Consider the following 21,400-nt stretch of genomic DNA (forward strand, 5'->3'; position numbering starts at 1 on the left):
ATGTGCGGGCTGGCTGGTTTCCTCTCGACCTCGCTGCACCCCGGTGCCACCGCCGAGGTCATCACCTCGATGCTGTCGAACATCCACCACCGCGGGCCGGACGAGGCGGGCTACTACCTCGACGACGGCATGGCCATGGGGGCGGTGCGGCTGGCCATCGTCGACCTCGCCGGTGGCTCGCAACCCATGTCCGACCCCTCCGGGCGCTACTGGATCTGCTTCAACGGCGAGATCTACAACCACATCGAACTCCGCGCGGAACTGGAGCGCCTCGGCCGCCCGTTCCGCACCGACCACTCCGACACCGAGGTCGTGCTCCAGGCCTGGATCCAGTGGGGGTCGGACTGCTTCACCCGGTTCAACGGCGCGTTCGCCGTCGCCATCAGGGACGCGGCGACCGGTGACCTGGTGCTGGCCCGCGACCGCTACGGCAAGCGCCCGCTGTTCTACGCCGACGCGGGCGGGGACTTCCTGTTCGCGTCCGAGATGAAGGCGTTCCGCGCCTTCCCCGGCTTCCGCTTCGAGTTCGACCCGAGGGAGCTGGCCACCACCTACGCCGCGTGGACGCCGCTGCCCGACCGCACGCCGTTCCGGGGCGTGCGCCAGCTGCCGATGGGCTCCGTGTTGACCATCAGCGCGGGCCGCCGCTCGCTGCGCCCCTACGAGGACCTCGACTTCGACGTGCCCGGCTTCGACGGCACCGAGGCCGAGGCGATCGACATGCTCCGGCAGACCCTGCGCACCAGCGTGGAGCTGCGGCTGCGCTCCGACGTCGAGGTCGGCGTCTACCTGAGCGGCGGCCTGGACTCCTCGATCGTGACGAGGCTGGCCACCCAGCTCTCCCCGTACGAGGTCCGCACCTTCTCGGTGGCGTTCCAGGACAAGTCCTTCGACGAGTCCGACAGCCAGCGCCTGGTCGCCGAGCACCTGGGCACCCTGCACACCGCCGTCCCGATCACCAGCGAGGACATCACCGACCACTTCCCGGCCGCCGTGTACCACGCGGAGGTTCCGACCTTCCGCACCTCGTTCGTGCCGATGTTCCTGCTGTCCCGGCACGTCCGCGACGCCGGGATCAAGACCATCCTCAGCGGCGAGGGCGCCGACGAGGCCTTCCTCGGCTACTCGCTGTTCCGCGAGACCCTGCTGCGCGCGCGGTGGAACGAGCTGACCGACGGCGAGCGCCGCACCCGGCTGGCCGGCCTGCACCCGGAGCTGGAGCACTTCGGCTCCGCCCACCAGGCCCACCTGCTCGGCCTGTACCAGCAGTTCTCGGTGGAACGGCTGCCGGGCCTGTTCTCCCACGAGATGCGGTACCAGAACGGGAGGTTCGCGGCCCGGCTGCTCGCCGACCGGATCGACCCGTTCGCCGACCTGCTCGACCTCGTCGCCGGGACTCCCGGCTACGCGGACATGACCGCGATGCACAAGGCGCAGTGGCTGGAGTACAAGACGCTGCTGCCCGGATTCCTGCTGTCCACGCAGGGGGAGCGGGCCGCGCTGGCGCACAGCGTGGAGAACCGCTGCCCGTTCCTCGACCCCGCGGTGGTGCGCGCGGCCGCGTCGGTGAACCTGCGCTACGACGACGGCCAGGTCGAGAAGGCCATCCTGAAGAAGGCGTTCCGCGCCGAGCTCCCGGAGTGGACCACCAGCCGCCCCAAGCAGCCCTACCGCGCGCCGGGCAGCGCCGCCTTCAAGGAAAGCCGCCCGGACTACCTGGAACTGCTGCTGTCCGACCACGAGTTGGCCGGGATCGGCTGCCTGGACGCGAAGTTCGCCCGGCGCCTGGTCGACAAGGTCATGACCTCGCCGGTGGAGGAGGTCAGCACCAAGGAGGACCAGACCTTCCTCTACCTGCTGACGACCGCCGTGCTCCACCAGCAGTTCGTGCGGGGCGGCGGTACGGCGCCGGCCGGAGCGTCGAGCGCCGCGCTGAACCTGCGGGTGACCGTGGACAACCGCCGTGCCGTGCAGCGAGTGGGGGAGAGCCGATGAGTACCGACGACATCGCGATCATCGGGCTGGCCCTGCGGTTCCCCGGCTCCGACACCCTCGTCGAGCTGTTCGACCACCTCGCGGCCGGACGCTCGCTGATCACCGAGGTGCCCGCCGAACGCTGGTCCAAGGAACGCTACTTCGGCGATCCGCGCGGCGGCGAGGAGAAGACGTACAGCGTCTGGGCCGGGTTCGTCGAGGACGCCGACCGCTTCGACGCCGCCTTCTTCAACATCTCCCCGCGCGAGGCGGAGACGATGGACCCGCAGCAGCGGTTCGCGCTGGAGCTGGCCTGGAAGGCCATCGAGGACGCGGGCTACCGGGCGGGCGAACTCGCGGGCAGCCGCACGGGCGTCTTCATGGGCCTGTGCCACGGCGACTACGCCGAGCTGATCGAACGCGACGACGTGCCGACCGACGCCTACTTCCCGACCGGCACGGCCTACTCGATCGTCGCCAACCGGCTGTCCTACTACTTCGACTTCCACGGCCCCAGCATCGCCAACGACACCGCCTGCTCCAGCTCCCTGGTCTCGCTCTACGAGGCCGTCGCCGCCCTGCACAACGGCGACTGCGACCTGGCGCTGGCCGGCGGCGTGAACCTGTGCTGGTCGCCGAAGCTGTTCGTGGCGTTCAGCAAGGCGAGCATGCTCTCGCCCACCGGCCGCTCGCACGCCTTCGACCAGGACGCGGACGGCTTCGTTCGGGGCGAGGGCGGCGCCGTCCTGCTGCTCAAGCCGCTGGCCAGGGCGCTGGCGGACGGCGACCCCGTGCACGCGGTGATCAAGGGCGTCGGCACCAACCACGGCGGCAAGACCAACTCGCTGACCGTCACCAACCCGGCCGCCCAGGCCGCGCTGATCGAGGACGTCTACACCCGCGCCGGTGTGACGCCCGAGACGGTGAGTTACATCGAGGCCCACGGGCCCGGCACGCCGGTCGGCGACCCGATCGAGATCGTCGGCCTCAAACGCGCCTTCCAGAGCCTGCACGACGCCCACGGGACGTCACCGCGGCCGGACAGCACCGGCATCGGCTCCATCAAGACCAACATCGGCCACCTGGAATCGGCCGCGGGCGTGGCCGGCGTGGTCAAGGTGATCGGCGCGATGGCCGCCGGGACCCTCCCGGCGACGGTCAACTTCCGGACCAGGAACCAGTTGATCGACCTGGACGGCAGCCCGTTCTACATCGTCGGCGACACCCGGCCGTGGCCGGGCGGCGACGGAGTGCCGCGCCGGGCCGGCGTCAGCTCGTTCGGGTTCGGCGGGACCAACGCCCACGTGCTGCTGGAGGAGCACCTCGGCGGGCCGGCCGACCGCACCACCGAGCCCGCGGGGCCGTACGTCGTCCCGCTGTCGGCGAAGAACCTGGAGCGGCTGCGGGTGCTCGCGGGTGGCCTGCGGGACCACCTGCTGGCACCGGAGACCGCGCTGCGGCCGCGCCAGGCGCTGGCCGACATCGCCCACACGCTCCAGGTCGGCCGCGAAGCGATGCGGGTCAGGGCCGTGTTCCTGGTCTCGGACCGGGAGCAGCTCGCGGCCGCGCTGGAGTCCGTCGCGGACGGCGAGGTGCGCAACCCCGCCGGGGCCGGGGCCGAACTGGTCGCGGCGGCGCAGGACTGGGCGAACGGGGGCGGCGCCGACTGGCCCGGGCATCCCGGGGCGCGTCGCGTCCGGCTGCCGACCTACCCGTTCGCCCGGGACCGGCACTGGTACGTCACGCCGCCCGTCGAGGCGCCGGGCGCCGCGCTGCTGCACCCGCTCGTCCACCGCAACACCTCCGACCTGGCGCAGCAGCGCTACACCTCCACGTTCACCGGGGCCGAGCCCTTCCTGGCCTCGCACCTGGTCCGCGGCCGGCGGGTGCTGCCCGCGGTCGCGTACCTGGAGATGGCGCGCGCCGCCGTGGAGCGCGCGGCGGCCCGGGAGGGGGCCGTCCGGCTGCGCGACCTCGCGTGGCTGCGGCCGATCGTCGTCGGCGAACCGGTCGACGTCGACCTCGCGCTGACGCCGCGCGAGGACGCGATCGCGTTCGAGTTCCGGCAGGGTGAGACGGTCCACAGCACCGGCACCGCCGAACTGGTCACCCTGCCGGACCCGTCACCGCTGGACCTGGACGCCCTGCGCGCCGCCTGCCGCACCACCCGCGGCACCGACGAGGTCTACGCCGCCTTCCGCGCCCAGGGCCTGGAGTACGGCCCGGCCATGCGCGCGCTGCGCGGGCTCCGGCTGGGCCGCGACGAGGCGATCGCCCGCATCCGGACCACCGGCGCCGACGGCTGCGTGCTGCCGCCGAGCGTCCTGGACGCCGCCTTCCAGACCTCCGTGGTCCTGACGGGCGCCGCCGCCGGCCCGACGCTGCCCTTCACCCTCGACGAGCTCCAGGTGTACCGGCCCTGCCCCGCCGAGACCTGGGCCTGGGTGCGACGCAGCGCCGGCTCCGGGTCGCTCACCACCTTCGACATCGACCTGTGCGACGGCGACGGCGTGATCAGCGCCAGCCTGCGGGGGCTCGCCCAGCGCACCACCGACGCGGGCCCGCGCGTCGTCACGGCGACCACCCGGTGGACCGACCGGCCGCTGGACGCGGACGGCGGCGCCACCCGCACCGCGCACCTCCTGACCCTGCCGGAGATCACCCGGGCGAGCCCGGCCGACGGCGTCGACGCCGCGACCGAGCAGGTGTTCGCCGAGGTCCAGCAGGTGCTCGCGTCCTCTCCCCGGACCGGGCACCGCTTCGTGGCCCTGATCGACGCCCGGGTACCGACCCACTTCCACGCACCGCTGGCGGGCCTGTTCCGCACCGTCGCCCTGGAGAACCCGCTCGTCTCGGGCCGGGTCGTCCGGGTCGCCGGCCTGGACGCGGCCTCCGCCGAGCAGCTCGCGCGGATCGTGCGGGAGGAGTGCGCCGACGACTCCGCCGACACCGAGGTCCGCTACACCGCCGACGGCACCCGGCAGGTGCTGGAGCCCGTCGAGACGCGACTGGACGCCGGACCGCAGGTGCCCGCGCTGCGGGCCGGCGGCGTCTACTGGGTCACCGGCGGCCTGGGAGGCATCGGCCGCCACCTCGCCCGCTACCTGGGCCGCGCGGGGGCGACGGTCGTCCTGAGCGGACGCTCCCCGGCGGGCTCGGTGGACGCCCTGCGCGCCGAAGGGGTCGACGCGCACTACCTGCCGGTCGACGTCGCCGACGCCGCAGGCGTGCGCGTCGCGGTCGACACGATCGTGCGCGAGCACGGGTCGCTCGACGGCGTCGTGCACGCGGCCGGCCTGCTGCGCGACCAGTACCTGCTGCGCAAGGACCTGGCCGACGTCCGCCTGGTGACGGCGCCGAAGGTCCGCGGCACGCTCAACCTCGACGCCGCGACCCGCCACCTCGACCTGGAGTTCTTCGCGCTCTTCTCCTCGGTCGCCGGCGTCTACGGCAGCCCGGGGCAGTCCGACTACTCGGCGGCCAACGCCTTCCTGGACGCCTTCGCCCGGCACCGCCGGACGCTGGTCGACGCGGGCGAGCGCAGCGGCCGGACCGTCGCGATCAGCTGGCCGCTGTGGGCCGACGGCGGCATGACGCTGGACGAGGTCACCCGCGACTCCCTGCGCCGCGAGCGCGGCTGGGAGGACCTGCCCACCGAGGACGGGCTGCGCGCCTTCGGCCGGGCCCTGCTCGCCGACGCCCCCGCGCACCTCGTCGTCGCCTACGGCGCCAAGGCCACCCTGGCCGCGCAACGCCGGGCGGCCCCGGCCCCGGCCCCCGCGGCCCCGGCCACCGCCTCGTCCGCCACCGCTGCTCCGTCAGGCGGCGCGGGCGAGGGCGACCTGCTGCAGCGCACCGAGGAACTGCTCAGGGGGGTCGTCGCCGAGGTCCTGCGGCACGACCCGGAGCACATCGAGTCGACCACCAACCTCATCGAGTACGGCATCGACTCGCTGAGCATCCTCGGGGTGACCGCCCAGCTGGAGAAGGTGTTCGGGCCGCTGTCCAAGACGATCTTCTTCGAGTACCTGAACATCGCCGAGGTGGCCGCGCACTTCGTGGAGACCCGGCGGGCGCAGCTGGAGGCGGTGCTGGGGGCGACCGGTCCGGCCGAAACCCCGGAAAGCCCGGAAACCGCGGAGACCCCGGAAGCCTTGGCAGCCCCGGTCGTTCAGACCGAGGCCCCCGCGGTCCAGCCCGAGGCCCCGGCCGCCCGGTTCGAGGCCCCGGCCGCGTCCGCCGTCACCGTGGTCCGCGAACCCGCGCGCGACGACCGGCACGACATCGCGATCATCGGAGTGTCCGGGCGCTACCCCGGCGCCGACACGATGGACGAGCTGTGGGAGCTGCTGGAGAACGGCCGGCACACCTTCGAGGAAGTGCCCGCCGACCGCTGGGGCCACGAGGCCATCCACGACAGCGACCGGTCCGTCCGCGGCAAGAGCGTGATCCGGACCGGGACCTTCCTCCGCGACCTCGACAAGTTCGACCCCCGCTACTTCCGCATCTCCAAGCGCGAGGCCGAGCAGATGTCCCCGGAGGTGCGGCTGTTCCTCCAGTCGGGCGTGGAGGCGCTGGAGGACGCCGGCTACTCGCGGCAGACCATCCACCGCCGCTACCAGGGCGACGTCGGCGTGCTCGTGGGGACCATGAGCAACCACTACAACCTGTACGGCTTCCAGAACAGCCTGACCAGGGGCGCGCCGCAGAGCGGCAGCTACACCGGGACGCTGCCCAACATGCTGTCCTACTTCTACGGCCTGACCGGGCCGTCGATCTTCCTGGACACCATGTGCTCCGCCTCGTCGACGTGCGTGCACCAGGCCGTGCAGATGCTGCGGGCCGGTGAGTGCCGGATGGTCGTCGCGGGCGGCGTCAACCTGATGCTGCACCCGTACAACCTGATCACCTCCTCGGAGGAGCACTTCACCACCGGCACCTCCGACGTGATCCGCAGCTTCGGCCACGGCGTGGACGGCACCATCCTCGGCGAGGGCGTCGGCGCGGTCGTGCTCAAGCCGCTGGTCGACGCCGAGCGCGACGGCGACCACGTGTACGCCGTGATCAAGGGCACCGCCCTGTCCAACGCCGGGACGCGCAACGGCTTCACCGTGCCGAACCCGGGCATGCAGGCGCACGCGATCCAGAAGGCGATCGAGGACGCCGGCGTCGACCCGAGGACGATCGGCTACGTCGAGGGGCACGGCTCGGGCACCGCGCTGGGCGACCCGATCGAGGTCCGCGCCCTGACGTCGGCGTTCCGCAAGTACACCGAGGACCGCCAGTTCTGCGCCCTCGGGTCCGTCAAGGCCAACATGGGGCACCTGCTCGCGGCGGCCGGCATGATCGGCCTGGCGAAGGTGCTGCTCCAACTGAGGCACGGCAAGCTGGCGCCGTCCCTGCACAGCACGGAGCTCAACCCGGACATCGACTTCGCCGACACCCCGTTCCAGGTGCAGCAGAAGCTCGCCGACTGGCAGCCGATGGTCACCGAGGTGGACGGCCGCCAGGTCACCCACCCCCGGCGGGCCGGCATCACCTCGATCGGCGCCGGCGGCATGAACTCGCACATCATCCTTGAGGAGTACCCCGAACGGCCGGTGCGCCAAGAGCCCTTCGGTGAGCAGCTGTTCGTGTTCTCGGCGATGAACGAGGCCGCGCTCGGGCGCTACCTGGCCGTCTTCCGCGACCACCTCGCCGGGGCGCGGGAGGCCGACCTCCCCGACATCGCGTACACCCTGCGGGTCGGAAAGAACGAACTGCCGCACCGCTGGGCGTTCGTGGCGGGGGACCGGCGGTCCGCGCTGGCGGCCGTCGACGGCTACCTGGCCGGGCGGCGGGAGCTGCCCGCGCACGAGCTCGCCGCCACCTGGGCCGGCGGCAAGAGCGTCGACTGGGACCAACTGCCGACGGCACGCCGGGTGTCGCTGCCCGCCTACCCGTTCGAGAAGGTGCGTTGCTGGATCGAGCAGACCGACGGCGCACCGTCCGTGCTGGCCCCGCTGGCGCTGCGCGAGCGGCTGCACCCCTTCCTGGGGCGCAACGAATCCGACGTCCGGGGCCTGCGCTACGCCCTGGACGTCCACCTCACGGACCTGCTCGACTACGGCTACCGGCTGGCCAAGGCGCCGACCATCGTGCCCACCTTCGTGGTGGACCTCGCGCTGGCCGCCGCGAAGGTCAGCGGGTTCGCCGCCGAGGCGTCGGTCCACGACCTGCGCGTGCTGCGGCCGGTCGACTGGTCCACGACCACGCGGCTCGTCACGGAGTTCGCCGACGGCCACGGCACCGTCCGGACCGGGGACGGGACGGCGGCGGTCGAGTTCACCGTGCGGGGGGCGGCCACGGCGCCGTCCGGCCGGGTCGAGCCGGCCGGACTGCGGGAGGTCCTCACCCGGGAGCAGTTCCTGGCCGAACTGGCCGAGGGCGGGCTGGACTACAAGCCGGCCTCGTGCGCGGTCGAGGGCGTGTTCCGCGCGCCGGACGGCCGGACGGTGCTGACCATCGGCAGTCCCGCGTTCCAGCAGGACCACGTCCGGCGCAACGTCACCGTCGAGCCGTTCGTGCTCGCGGCGATCGCCCAGGGCGTGCAGTGGGAGGCCAAGCGCGCCGGGGCGCCGGACTGGACCCTGGTCGCGCTCAACCAGGTCGGGGAGATCCGGGTGCGGGCCGGTTCGCCGGTCACGCACGTGGTCCTCGGCGACGACCGGATCCTGCTGGTCGGGGGCACGGGCGAGGTCGTCGGGGAACTGGCCGGGGTGCGGCGCGGTACCGGAGGGGTGGCGCCGGGCGATCGTCCGGCGCCGCAGGCCCGCCCGGTGCGAGAGCGGGAGCCGGTCGTACCGGCTGAGCAGGATGTACCAGTGGTGTCGGCGGTGTCGGGTGTCGTGGACGTCCTGCGCTCCATCGCCGCCGAGATCCTCAAGTTCGAGCCGGAGGAGCTCGACCCGGGTACCGGACTGGACGCGTTCGGCTTCGACTCCATCTCGCTGGTGACCTTCGCGAAGGAGATCCACGAGCGGTTCGGGGTCGTGGTCAGCCCGGCGGTGTTCTTCGACGTCAGCACCCTGGAGGCGCTGGGTGCCCACCTGGTCGACGAGCACGGTGCCACGGCGAAGGCCGAGGTGAAGGCCGAGGTGAAGGCCGAGGCCGGGGTCAAGATCAAGGTCGAACCCCAGCCCCAGCCCCAACCCCAGCCCCAGCCCCAACCCCAGTCCCAGCCCCAGCCGGAGTCGGAGCCGGTCCGCACCGGGCCCGACCCGCGCCGGCCGGTCGCCGTCATCGGCGCGGCCGGGCGCTTCCCGGGCGCCCGCGACCTGGACGAGTACTGGGCGAACCTGCTGGCGGGCAAGGACTCCGTCACCGCGTTCCCGCTGCACCGCTACGACGAGGAGCAGCGCAAAGCCATCGAGGCCCAGGACTTCCCCCAACGGATCGGAGCCCTGGACGACATCGACGCCTTCGACGCCGGCTTCTTCCGCATCCTGCCGCGCGAGGCCGAACTGATGGACCCGCAGCACCGCCTCGTCCTGGAGACGGTCTGGCAGGCGCTGGAGGACAGCGCGTACCGACCCGCCGACCTGCCGACCAACACGGGCGTGTTCATCGGCGTCACCGGCAACGACTACGCGACGCTGCTCGCCACGCTCGGCGTGCGACCGGACGCCTTCACCTCGACCGGCACCACGCACTCGATCCTGGCCAACCGCATCTCCTACCTGCTCGACGTGCGCGGCCCGAGCGAGCCGATCGACACGGCCTGCTCCAGCTCGCTGGTGGCGGTGCACCGCGCGATCGAGGCGATCCGCTCCGGCACCTGCGACCTGGCCGTCGCGGGCGGGGTCAACGTGCTGCTCAGCACGGACACCTTCGTCAGCGCGCACCGCGCGGGCATGCTCAGCCCGGACGGCCTCTGCAAGACCTTCGACGCGGGCGCGAACGGCTACGTCCGGGGCGAGGGCGTCGGGGTGGTGGTGCTCAAGTCGCTGGCGGCGGCGGAGCGCGACGGTGACGCGATCCTCGGGGTGATCCGGGGCAGCGCGTACAACCACGGCGGCCGGGCCAACTCGCTGACCGCGCCGAACGCCGACGCCCAGGCCGAGCTGGTGACGGCCGCCGTCGGCGACCTCGACCCGGACACCATCGGCTACATCGAGACCCACGGCACCGGCACGGCCCTCGGCGATCCGGTGGAGGTCCGGGCGCTGCGCACCGCGTTCCGCCGGCTGGGCCGCAGCGACGACGGGGCGTGCGGCCTCGGCTCGGTCAAGACCAACATCGGCCACCTGGAGTCGGCCGCGGGCATCGCCGGGCTGCTGAAGGTGCTGCTCGCGCTCAAGCACGGCGTGCTGCCCGCGACTCAGCACCTCCAGGAGGTCAACCCGTACATCGAACTGGCCGGCGGCCCGTTCCACATCGTGCGGGACAACGAGGCCTGGCCGCGCCCCCGCAGCGGTGCCGGCGGCCCCGCGCCGCGGCGTGCCGGGGTGAGCAGCTTCGGGTTCGGCGGCGTCAACGCCCATGTGGTCGTCGAGGAGTACGTACGCGGCGACCGGGACGGGGAGGGCGACGGCGGGCCGGTCGCGGTGCCGCTGTCGGCCCGCACCGCCCGGCAGCTGACCGACCGGGCCCGGGGCCTGCTCGCCTACCTGGAGTCCCCGGAGTCGGAGCAGGTGTCGCTGCGGTCCGTCGCGTGGAGCCTCCAGGTCGGCCGCGAGGAGATGGCGGAACGGGTCGGCTGGGTCGTCTCGTCCCGTTCCGAACTCGTCGACGGGCTGCGGGCGTTCGTCGCCACCGGCGAGCGCGGAGCCGAGCCGGAGCCGATCGGGCGGTGGGTCGGCGGGGGCGCCGTCGACTGGCGTTCGCTGCTCGGCGACGGCACGCCCCGGCGCGCGCACCTGCCCGGATACCCGTTCGCCCGGGACCGCTTCTGGGCCCCCGGCACCCGGCAGGAGAGCGGCACGACCCTGCTGACCGCCCGCTGGACGCCGACGCCCGCCGCCGCGACCGGCCGGTACGACCGGCGCGTCGTCGTGCTGTGCGGGGTCGACGGGGAGGTACCCGAGGCGATCCGCCTCGACACGGTCAAGCAGCGGCCGGAGAGCCGGTTCCGCGACCTGTCGTGGCAACTGCTGGAAACCGTCCGCGGCCTCGACGCCCGGGACGGCACCACGCTCGTCCAGGTCGTCACGGCGGACCTCGCTCTCGCGGGCCTGCTGCGGACCGTCACCAAGGAGAACCCGCGGATCGTCGGCCAGGTCATCGGCATCGACGGCGTCCACGGCACCGACCTGGCCGCCGCCGTCGCGGAGAACGCCCGTGCCGCCGACGACCTGGTGCTCTACCGCGACGGTGTCCGGCACACGCGCAGCTGGGCCCCGGCCGAACTCCCGGGCCCGGGTGCGGGAACGGCCTCCGGCAAGCCCTGGCGGGACGGCGGCGTGTACCTGATCACCGGCGGGGCCGGCGGGATCGGCGCCTCGACGGCCCGGCGCATCGCCGCCGACGTCCGGCGGCCGACCGTCGTACTGGCCGGCCGCTCGCCGCAGGACGGCCGGATCGACCGCCTGCTCGCCGAGCTGCGGCAGGCCGGCGCGGACGCGAGGTACGTGCGCGCCGACGTCTCCCGCTGGGAGGAGGTGCGGCACCTGATCGCCGAGGCGGGCGCCGTCACCGGCATCGTGCACGCCGCCGGCGTGGTGCGGGACTCGCTGCTCGCGGACAAGACCGCCGAGCAGTGGGACGAGGTCCTCGCGACCAAGGTGGACGCCCTCGTGCACCTCGACCGGGCCACCGGGCACTGCCCGCTGGAGTTCGTGCTGACCTTCTCCTCGGGCGCCGCTGTCACCGGCAACCCGGGGCAGTCCGACTACGCGACCGCCAACGCCTTCCTCGACGAGTTCGCCGCCGCGCGCAACGCGCGGGTCGCCGAGGGGCTGCGCCGCGGGCGCACCCTGTCCATCGCCTGGCCGCTGTGGGAGGACGGCGGCATGCAGGTCGGCGAGCGGACCCGGGCCTACCTGTGGGAGGACCGGGGGCTGGCGCCGATGCCCACGGAAGCCGGGCTCACGGCGCTGGTCGACGCCTGGAACGCGGGGGCGGACCAGGTGTGGGTGCACCACGGCGACCCGACGCGGGTGCCGACCGGGACACCGGCCCCGGCCGCCGCGCCGACAACTCCCGCGCCGACGGCTCCCGTTCCGGAGGCTCCCGTCCGTGGCGCCGACCCGAACGTCCTCGGCCACCTCCTCGCCCTGTTCGCCGAGGTCAGCGGGCTCGCCCCGGGCGCGGTCGACCCCGACCGCCCGCTGGTCGACATCGGCCTGGACTCGGTGATGGTCATCCAGCTCAACCGGGAGCTGGTGCGGACCTACCCCGAGGTCTCCTCGACGATCTTCTACGAGCACCCGACCCTGCGGGCCGTGGCCGGTCAACTCGCCGGCCTCCGGCGGGAACCGGCGCGCCGGCAGGCGGCCACGGCCGACCAGCCGGTGGCGGGCGACCAGCCGGCGGCGACTGCCGAACAGCGGGCCACCAGCGCTCGGCCGACCGCCGTCCCCGACCGGCCGGCGCCCGGCGCCGACGAGCCGATCGCGGTGATCGGGCTGAGCGGCCGCTACCCGGGCGCCGCCGACCTGGACGAGTTCTGGGAGAACCTCACGGCGGGCCGCGACTGCGTCCGCGAGGTGGACCGCTGGCCGCTGGACGGCTTCTTCGAGCCCGATCGCAACACGGCGGTGGCCACCGGCCGCAGCTACAGCAAGTGGGGCGGCTTCCTGGACGACTTCGCCGCGTTCGATCCCCGGTTCTTCGGCATCGCCCCGCGCGACGCCTACGCTATGGACCCGCAGGAGCGGCTGTTCGTGCAGGCGGCGTGGGAGGTGCTGGAGGACGCCGGGTACACGAGGGCGCGCCTCGCCGAGCGCCACGGCCACGGGGTCGGGGTGTTCGCGGGCGTCACCAAGGTCGGCCACGCCCGGCACGAGGTGGGCCGGCTGCCCTCGGGCGAACTCGTGGTGCCCGGCCTGTCGTTCGCCTCGCTGAGCGCCCGCGCCTCCTACCTGCTCGACCTGCGCGGGCCGAGCCTGACGATCGACACCATGTGCTCGGCTTCGCTGACCGCGATCCACGAGGCGTGCGAACAACTCCGGCGCGGCGCCTGCGAGGTGGCGATCGCCGGTGGCGTGAACCTCTACGCGCACCCGCTGGACTACGTCGAGCTGTGCCGCTCCGGGATGCTCTCGCCCGACCAGCACTGCCGCAGCTTCGGCACCGGCGGCCACGGGTTCGTGCCCGGTGAGGGCGTCGGGTGCGTGCTGCTCAAGCCGCTGTCCCGCGCGGTGGCCGACGGGGACCGCGTGCTCGCGGTGATCCGGGGCTCCAGCGTCAACCACGGCGGCCGTTCCACCGGCTACACCGTGCCGAGCCCGGTCGCCCAGGCCGATGTCGTCCGGCGGGCGCTGGACCAGGCCGGGGTCTCCGCCCGGCAGGTCGGCTACGTCGAGGCGCACGGCACCGGCACCGAACTGGGCGACCCGATCGAGATCACGGGCCTGACCAAGGCCTTCGAACGGGACACCGCGGAGCGGCAGTTCTGCGCGATCGGCTCGGTGAAGTCCGGCATCGGCCACCTGGAGGCCGCGGCCGGGGTGGCCGGCCTGACGAAGGTCCTGCTCCAGCTCAAGCACCGGCAACTCGTCCCGAGCCTGCACGCCGAACAGCTCAACCCGAACATCAGCTTCGAACGGACCCCGTTCCGGGTCCAGCGCGAACTGAGCCCGTGGCACTCCGACGGCCCGCGGATCGCGGCGGTGTCCTCCTTCGGTGCCGGCGGCTCGAACGCACACGTGATCGTCGAGGAGTATTCCGTGCAGCCCACCGACGGCGCGAGCAACGGCGCCGAACAAGCCCGACAACCCCAACAGGCCGAACAGGCCGAACACGTCGTCGTCCTCTCCGCGAGGACTCCCGACCAGCTCACCGCGTCCGTCGACCGGCTGGCCGGATTCCTCGACCGCAACCCGGACACCGCCCTCGCCGACCTGGCCTTCACGCTCCAGGTCGGGCGGGAGGCGATGGCCGAGCGGTACGCGGTCGCCGTCTCGTCGACGGCGGAGCTGAGGGCCGCCCTGCGGGGCGGCCGGGGGCACCGGGGCACCGCCGGGGAATCCGGCGGACTGCTCGCCGAGATCACCGGTGACGGCGACCTCCAGGAACTGCTGGTCCGGCAGTGGATCGCGGCCGGCAAGCTGTCCAAGCTGGCAGCGCTGTGGGCGGCCGGCGCCGAGGTGGACTGGGAGCGCCTGCGCCAGGGCGCGCCACGCCGGGTGGTGTCGCTGCCGACGTACCCGTTCGCCAAGGAGCGGTTCTGGATCGGCGACCTGACCCGGCAGACGCCGGCACCCGCGCTCGCGGTCGCACCCGAGTCCGTGCCGACGCCCGCGCAGATCGCGGCACCGATCGCGGCGCCGATCGTCCAACCCGCCGTCGCGCACAGGGGACTGGACGAGATCGTGCCTGCCGTGGTGCGGGAGAAGATCGCCCGCGCGCTGGCCATGGAGGTCGAGGAGGTCGAGGGCGGGCTGGCGTTCGCCGACTACGGCCTGGACTCGATCCTGGCGATCCGCGTGGTGGACCAGCTCAACGGCGCGCTGACGCTGGACCTGCCGACGAGCGTGGTCTTCGACTTCAGCACGGCCGACCGGCTGGCCGAGCACCTGCTCGCCGAGTACCGGGGCGTCATCGTCCACACGGAGGGAGCGACGGAGCCCGCCGACGAACGGGAGAGCACCCCGCCACCGGTCGTGCGGCCCGCACGGCCCGTGGCGGCCGGGCAGCCGCACGGCGGCACCGGGAGCGCGGAGCGCGGACCGATCGCGGTGATCGGCATGAGCGGCCGGTTCGCCGGCGCCGACTCGCTGGACGAACTCTGGACGCACCTGGCCGACGGCGACGACCTGGTCACCGAGGCGACCCGGTTCGACCTCGACGGCCTGAGCGCCTGCACCCGGGGCGGCTTCCTCGACCGCATCGACGAGTTCGACGCGATGTTCTTCAACATCTCCGGCACCGAGGCCGCGGTGATGGACCCGCAGCAGCGGCTGCTGCTCGAAGAGTCCTGGAAGGCCCTGGAGGACGCCGGCTACGCGGGCCGGATGGGCCGGGCGCGCTGCGGCGTCTACGTCGGGGCGTGGGCCGGCGACTACCAGGGGCTGCTGGATCCGGAGGCGCCGGCGCAGACCCTGTGGGGCAACATGACCTCGGTCATCCCGAGCCGGGTGTCGTACTTCCTCGACCTCAAGGGCCAGGCGATCGCCGTCGACACGTCGTGCTCCAGCTCGCTGGTGGCGATCGACCTGGCCTGCAAGGACCTGTGGTCCGGCGAGACCTCGATGGCGCTGGCGGGCGGGGTGTTCCTCCAGTCCACGCCGCGGCTGTACCGGCTCGCGGGCCGCGCCGGGATGCTGTCGCCGACCGGCCGCTGCCACACCTTCGACCACCGCGCCGACGGCTTCGTGCCCGGCGAGGGCGTCGGGGTCGTGGTGCTCAAGCGGCTCGCGGACGCGCTGGCCGACGGCGACCACATCCACGGCGTGATCAAGGCCAGCGGCGTCAACCAGGACGGCGCCACCAACGGGATCACCGCGCCGAGTTCGGTGTCCCAGGAGAGCCTGCTCGGCGAGGTGTACGAGCGGTTCGGCGTCGACGTGGAGCGGATCGGACTCGTTGAGGCGCACGGCACCGGCACCAAGCTCGGCGACCCGATCGAGTTCCAGGCGCTGAACCGGGCGTTCCGCGCCCGCACCGACCGGACGGAGTACTGCGCGGTCGGCTCGCTGAAGACCAACATCGGCCACACCCAGTTCGCGGCGGGCATCGCGGGCGTGCTGAAGGTGCTGCTGGCGATCAAGCACCGGAAGATCCCCGCCTCGCTGCACTTCGAGACCGCCAACGAGGCGATCCCGCTGGTGGGAAGCCCGTTCTACCTGAGCACCCGCACCCACGACTGGGAGAGCCCCGCCGGGGTGCCGCGGTGCGGGGTGGTGAGCTCCTTCGGCGCCAGCGGCACCAATGCGCACCTGGTGATCGAGGAGGCCCCGGCCGTCGCCGACGCCGTCGCGCGCACCGCCGTCGCGCCGCGGACGGACCACGTGGTGGTCCTCTCGGCGCGGACGGAGGAACAACTCCTCGAACAGCGGCGCCGATTGGCGCTCCACGTCCGCGCCCACGCGTCGATCGACCTCGGCGACCTCGCCTACACCCTGGCCGTCGGCCGGGAACGCTTCGCCCACCGCTTCGCCTGCGTGGTCCGCGACCGCGACGAGCTGGTCCAGGTGCTGGACGGCACGGTCCCGGCCCGGCTGCCCGACGACGACCTGGCGCCCGCCGAGGGCCGACGGATCCCGCTGCCGACCTACCCGTTCGCCCGCGACCGCCACTGGGCTCCGACCGCCGGCAGCAGCAACGGCGGCACCGGCAACGGCGGCACCAGCGGTGACGGCACCGGAGTCACGCTGACCCGCACGGACGGCCTGCTGCGCGACCACGTGGTGCAGGGCCGTCACCTCCTGCCCGCGGTCGCCTACCTCGACCTCGCCCGCAAGGCGCTGGGCGCCACCCGGGTGCGGATGCGCAACGTCACGTGGGTGCAGCCGCTGGAGGTCTCGGACACCCCGGTCGACGTCCGGGTCGAGGTCCGCGCGAGCGAGCAGGGCGGGCACCGGTTCGAGATCGGCACCGGCTCCACCGTGTGCTGCGAGGGCGCCATCGCGTCGTCCGACGCCCCGCGCCCGGCACCGGTCGACCTCGCCGCGCTGCGCGCGGACTGCCGGGAGACCGTGTCCGGCGAGCGGATCCACGAGGCCCTGGTGGCGATGGGCATCGACCACGGCCCGAGCCTGCGGGCGATCCGGCAGGCGCACGTCGGCTCCGGTCTCGTCCTCGCCGAACTGGCCCTGCCCGGCTCGGCGGAGCCCGGACCGCTGGCGCCCGCGATGCTGGACTCGGCGATTCAGGCGGCCGTCGCGCCCCACCTCACCGGCATGCGGGACACCGCCGTGCCGTTCGCCCTGGACCGGCTCGACCTGTACGCCCCGTGCCAGTCGGCGATGTGGGCCGTGGTGCGAGGCGGCGCGGCCGGGCCGCTCGACAAGCTCGACATCGACCTGGTCGACGCCGACGGCGCGGTCTGCGTGCGGCTGACCGGCTACACCTCGCGCCGCACCGTCCGGAGCGAGCCCGCGCTGTACGCGCCCGTCTGGGACCCGACCACCGCCACCGACGCGCCCGTACCCGCTCGCACCGACCGGGTCCTGGTCGTCGGCGGACCGACACCGCTCGACGGCGCCCTGACCTGGCCGCTGCCGCCGTCCGCCTCCGTCGAGGAGGTGACCGCCGCACTGCGCGACCTCGGACCGGTCGACCACCTGGTCTGGACGGCGCCCGAGCCCAAGCTCGACCCCGTCGACGCCGCCGGGTACACGGCCGCCCAGAACGACGGCGTCGTCGCCGCGTTCCGCCTGATCAAGGCGCTGATCGAAGCCGGGTACGACGCCCGGCCGCTGGGGATCACGCTGGTCACCACCCGCGCGCTCGCCACCCACGCCGACGACCCCGTCCAGCCGGCGCACGCCGGGCTGCACGGCCTGTTCGGCTCCCTGGGGCGCGAGTACGAGCAGTGGACCGTCCGGCGCGTCGACCTCGACGGCCCCGACTGGCCCGCCGACCTCACCGCCCTGCCCGCCCGCTCGTCCGAGGACGCCTGGGTCCGACGGGCCGGCCAGTGGCTGGCCCGGCACTGGGCGCCGTGCGAGACGCCCGCGCGACCGGTCTACCGCGAGGGCGGCGTCTACGTGGTGATCGGCGGCGCCGGCGGCCTGGGCACCGCCTGGACCCAGCACGTGGTCCGGCAGTACGGCGCGCACGTCACCTGGATCGGCCGCAGCGCACCCGACGCGGCCATCGAGGAACGGCTCCGCTCCGTCCAGGGACGCGGCACCGTCCGCTACCTCAGCGCCGACGCCGGGGACCCGGCCGCGCTGCGCCGGGCCGTCGGCGAGGTCAAGGAGCGCCACCCGCGGATCGACGGGGTCGTGCAGGCCGCGCTCGTCCTGCGGGACAGCACCTTCGCCCGGATGGACGAGGCCACCCTGCGCGCGGGGCTGGCGGCCAAGGTCGACGTCACGACGGCGATGGCCGAGGTCTTCGACGGCGAGCAACTGGACTTCGCCGTGCTGCTGTCGTCGATGCAGTCCTTCACGACGGCGGCCGGCCAGGGCAACTACGCGGCCGGCTGCACCTTCAGCGACGCCTACGCGCACGCGCTCGGACAGCACTGGGACACCCCCGTCAGGGTCATGAACTGGGGGTGGTGGGGCAACCTCGGGAGCGTCACCTCCGAGTTCTACCGGGAGCGGCTGAGCCGCGTCGGCCTGGTGTCGATCGAGCCGCGCGAGGGGCTCGCCGCCCTGGACGCCCTGCTCGGCGGGGAACAGCGGCAGCTGGCCTTCGTGAAGACCAACCAGCACAACACCCTGGCGAACTTCGACCGCGCCACCCAGGTCACCGTGCACGGCCGGACGCCCTCCCGGGTGCGCGGCGAGCTGTTGCTCGCGCCGGAGAGCGTGGACGGCCTGATGGACGAGGTCGTGCGGTGGCGCCGGACCGAGCGGGACCCGTGGCTGGCGAAGGTCCTGGCGGCCCAGCTGGCGACCGTCGACCACACCGCGATCCTGCCGGTGTACGCCGACTGGCTGGAGCACGCCCGGCGGGCCACCGTCCCGGCCGGGCCGGCGGAAGGCGTGCTCGCGGAGACCGTGCTCGCGCAGTGGGACCGGCAGTGCGAGTCCTGGTCGGCCGACGCCGACCGCAAGGCCGAACTGCGGCTGGCCTCCGCCATGCTCCGGGCGCTGCCGGACATCGTGACCGGCCGGACCAGGCCCACCGACATCATGTTCCCGCGCGGTTCGGTGGAGCTGGTGGAGGGCTGCTACCGCAACAACCACGTCGCGGACGTGTTCAACCGCGCCATGGCCGGCGCCGCCGTCGCCGTCGTGTCGGAGCGGCTGCGCCGTGAACCGGGGGCGCGGCTGCGGATCCTGGAGATCGGCGCCGGCACCGGCGGCACCAGCGCCGGGATGTTCGCCGCGCTCAAGCCGTACCAGGAGAGCATCGAGACGTACGTCTACACGGACCTCTCCAAGGCCTTCCTCAACCACGCCCGCGCCACCTACGGGCCGGGCGTGCCCTACCTGGACTGCCGACTGCTCAACATCGAACGGCCGCTGGCCGGGCAGGACGTCGGCGAGGGCGGGTTCGACCTGGTGATCGCGGCCAACGTGCTGCACGCGACCAAGGACACCCGCAACACCCTGCGCAACGCCAAGGCCGCGATGCGGGCCGGCGGGTGGCTGCTGCTGAACGAACTGTCGGCCTTCGACCTGTTCAGCCACGTCACCTTCGGGCTGCTGGAAGGCTGGTGGCTGTTCGACGACCGGTCGCTGCGGATCCCGGGCTCGCCGGCGCTGTCGCCGGAGAACTGGCGGGACGTGCTGGCGGGGGAGGGCTTCGGGACGGTGGTGTTCCCGCTGTCGCAGGCGCTGCCGCTGGGACAGCAGGTCATCGCGGCGGAGAGCGACGGGGTGGCCCGGCAGGCGGTCGGGACCAGGCCGAAGGGCGTCACCCGGCCGGTGCCTGCTGCGGCGCCTGTCGCGGCGCCTGTTGCCGTGCCTGCTGCGGTACCTGCCGTGGTGCCGACGCCCCGGCCGGAGCCCGCGCCCGCCCCGCCGGCCGCGAGCCCCGTGCCCGCCCCCGCTCCCTCCGCCGCACCGGCGTCGCGCTCCGACCTGTCCGCGCTCATCCTCGACAAGGCCGCGGCCGTGCTCGGCATCCCGGCCGAGCGGATCGACACCGCGGCCCCGCTCACCCACTACGGCCTGGACTCGATCCTGGTCCTCCAGCTCACCAACGCCCTGCGCGAGGAGTTCGGTGACGACGTCTCCGCGACCCTGCTCTTCGACGTCGAGACCGTCGACGGCCTGTGCGCCCACTTCGCCGGTGCAGGGGCCGCCGCGACGGCCACGGCGGATGCCCAGGCCGGCCCGGCGGGCGAGCGGTGGAACCTCTCGTGCGGCCAGCTGACCATGTACCGCGACCAGCAGCGCTCGCCGGAGTCGACCGCCTACAACCTCCCGCTCCTCTTCGAGATCCACGGCGAGCTGGACGAAGCCGCCCTGGAGCGGGCGGTCCGTGCCCAGAGCGGCATCCACCCGGTGCTGAGCGCCGTCTTCGGCGAGCGGGACGGCGTGCCGTTCATGGACATCGACCCGGGCCGGGCGCCGTCCTTCGAACGGGTCGACCTCACGGCCACCAAGCGCGCCGCCCAACTGGCCGGGCTGCGGGACTTGGTGAACCTCCCGTTCGACCTGGCGACGGGCCCGCTGGTCCGCGCGCACCTGGTCTCCCTCGCCGGGCGGCGGCGCCTGCTGCTGATCACCGCGCACCACATCCTGCTGGACGGCACGTCCACGGCTGTCCTGATCCGCACGCTCAAGGAGGCCTACCAGGGCCGGGGGAGCGTGAGCCGCGCCGACTACGGCGACTTCGTCGCCTGGGAGGAGGCGCTGCTCGCCGGCCCGCGCGCGCGGCAGCACCGGGACTACTGGCTGCGGGAGCTGGCAGGTCATCGACCGGCGCTCGCGCTGCCCTACGACCGGCCGTACGACCCCAAGCGGATGCCCCGGGTGGACGTGGCGACGGTCAAGCTGCCGCCGCCGCTGGCCGTCGCCCTGGCCGACGCGGCGCGCGAGCACCGGGTCAGCGTCGCCACCGTGCTGTTCGCGACGTACGTGCGGTTCCTGCACCGGCTGACCGGGCAGGACGACCTGGTCCTCGGCATGACGGCGGTCGCCCGCTACGAGGAGCGGTTCCAGGACGTCGTCGGCCAGTTCGCGAACTGCCTGCCGATCCGCTGCACGGCCGTCGGCGGCTTCCCCGAGCTGCTGAAGTCCCTGCAGCGCAAGGTGGTCGGCGGCATCGAGCACGGCGGCTACCCGCTGCTGGAGATCGCCCGGGCCGTGGGCGCGGACGACGAACCGCTGGTCCTGACCAACTTCCTGTTCCAGAACTTCGACGGCGCCGACCTGCTGACCAACGCGGCCCCGGCCGCGCCCGGGGAGTTGGACCTGCGGCTGTTCGACGACCTGCCCTACGCCGGGGAGTACGTCCTCGCTGCCGAGTCCTACCGGGACGGCGAGGGGTTCAAGGTCTTCCTCAAGTACGACGCGAACGTCTTCGACGAGGCCACCGCGCGGCGCATGACGGAGGAGTGGTACGCGGTCATCCGCAGGGAGCTGGGCCTGCGGTAGGCCGTTCCGCGGACCGCCCCCGAAACCCGGAAGCCGGGCCGCGACCGAGGTCGCGGCCCGGC

The 21,400-nt window shown here is 73.6% G+C and carries 2 protein-coding genes; both read left to right on the forward strand.

Annotated features, from left to right (window positions below; all coding sequences use genetic code 11):
* Window positions 1-1,995, forward strand: coding sequence for an asparagine synthase (glutamine-hydrolyzing) (gene asnB, locus AC07BF_RS27650; RefSeq protein WP_363588720.1), 1,995 nt, complete (start codon window positions 1-3; stop codon window positions 1,993-1,995).
* Window positions 1,992-21,338: an SDR family NAD(P)-dependent oxidoreductase gene (locus AC07BF_RS27655; protein ID WP_478334063.1), complete on the forward strand. Its 19,347-nt coding sequence runs from the start codon at window positions 1,992-1,994 to the stop codon at window positions 21,336-21,338. The genes asnB and AC07BF_RS27655 overlap by 4 nt, the downstream gene beginning before the upstream one ends.
* Window positions 21,339-21,400: the final 62 nt, after the last annotated feature.

This window comes from Kitasatospora sp. NPDC043950 (assembly GCF_056435345.1).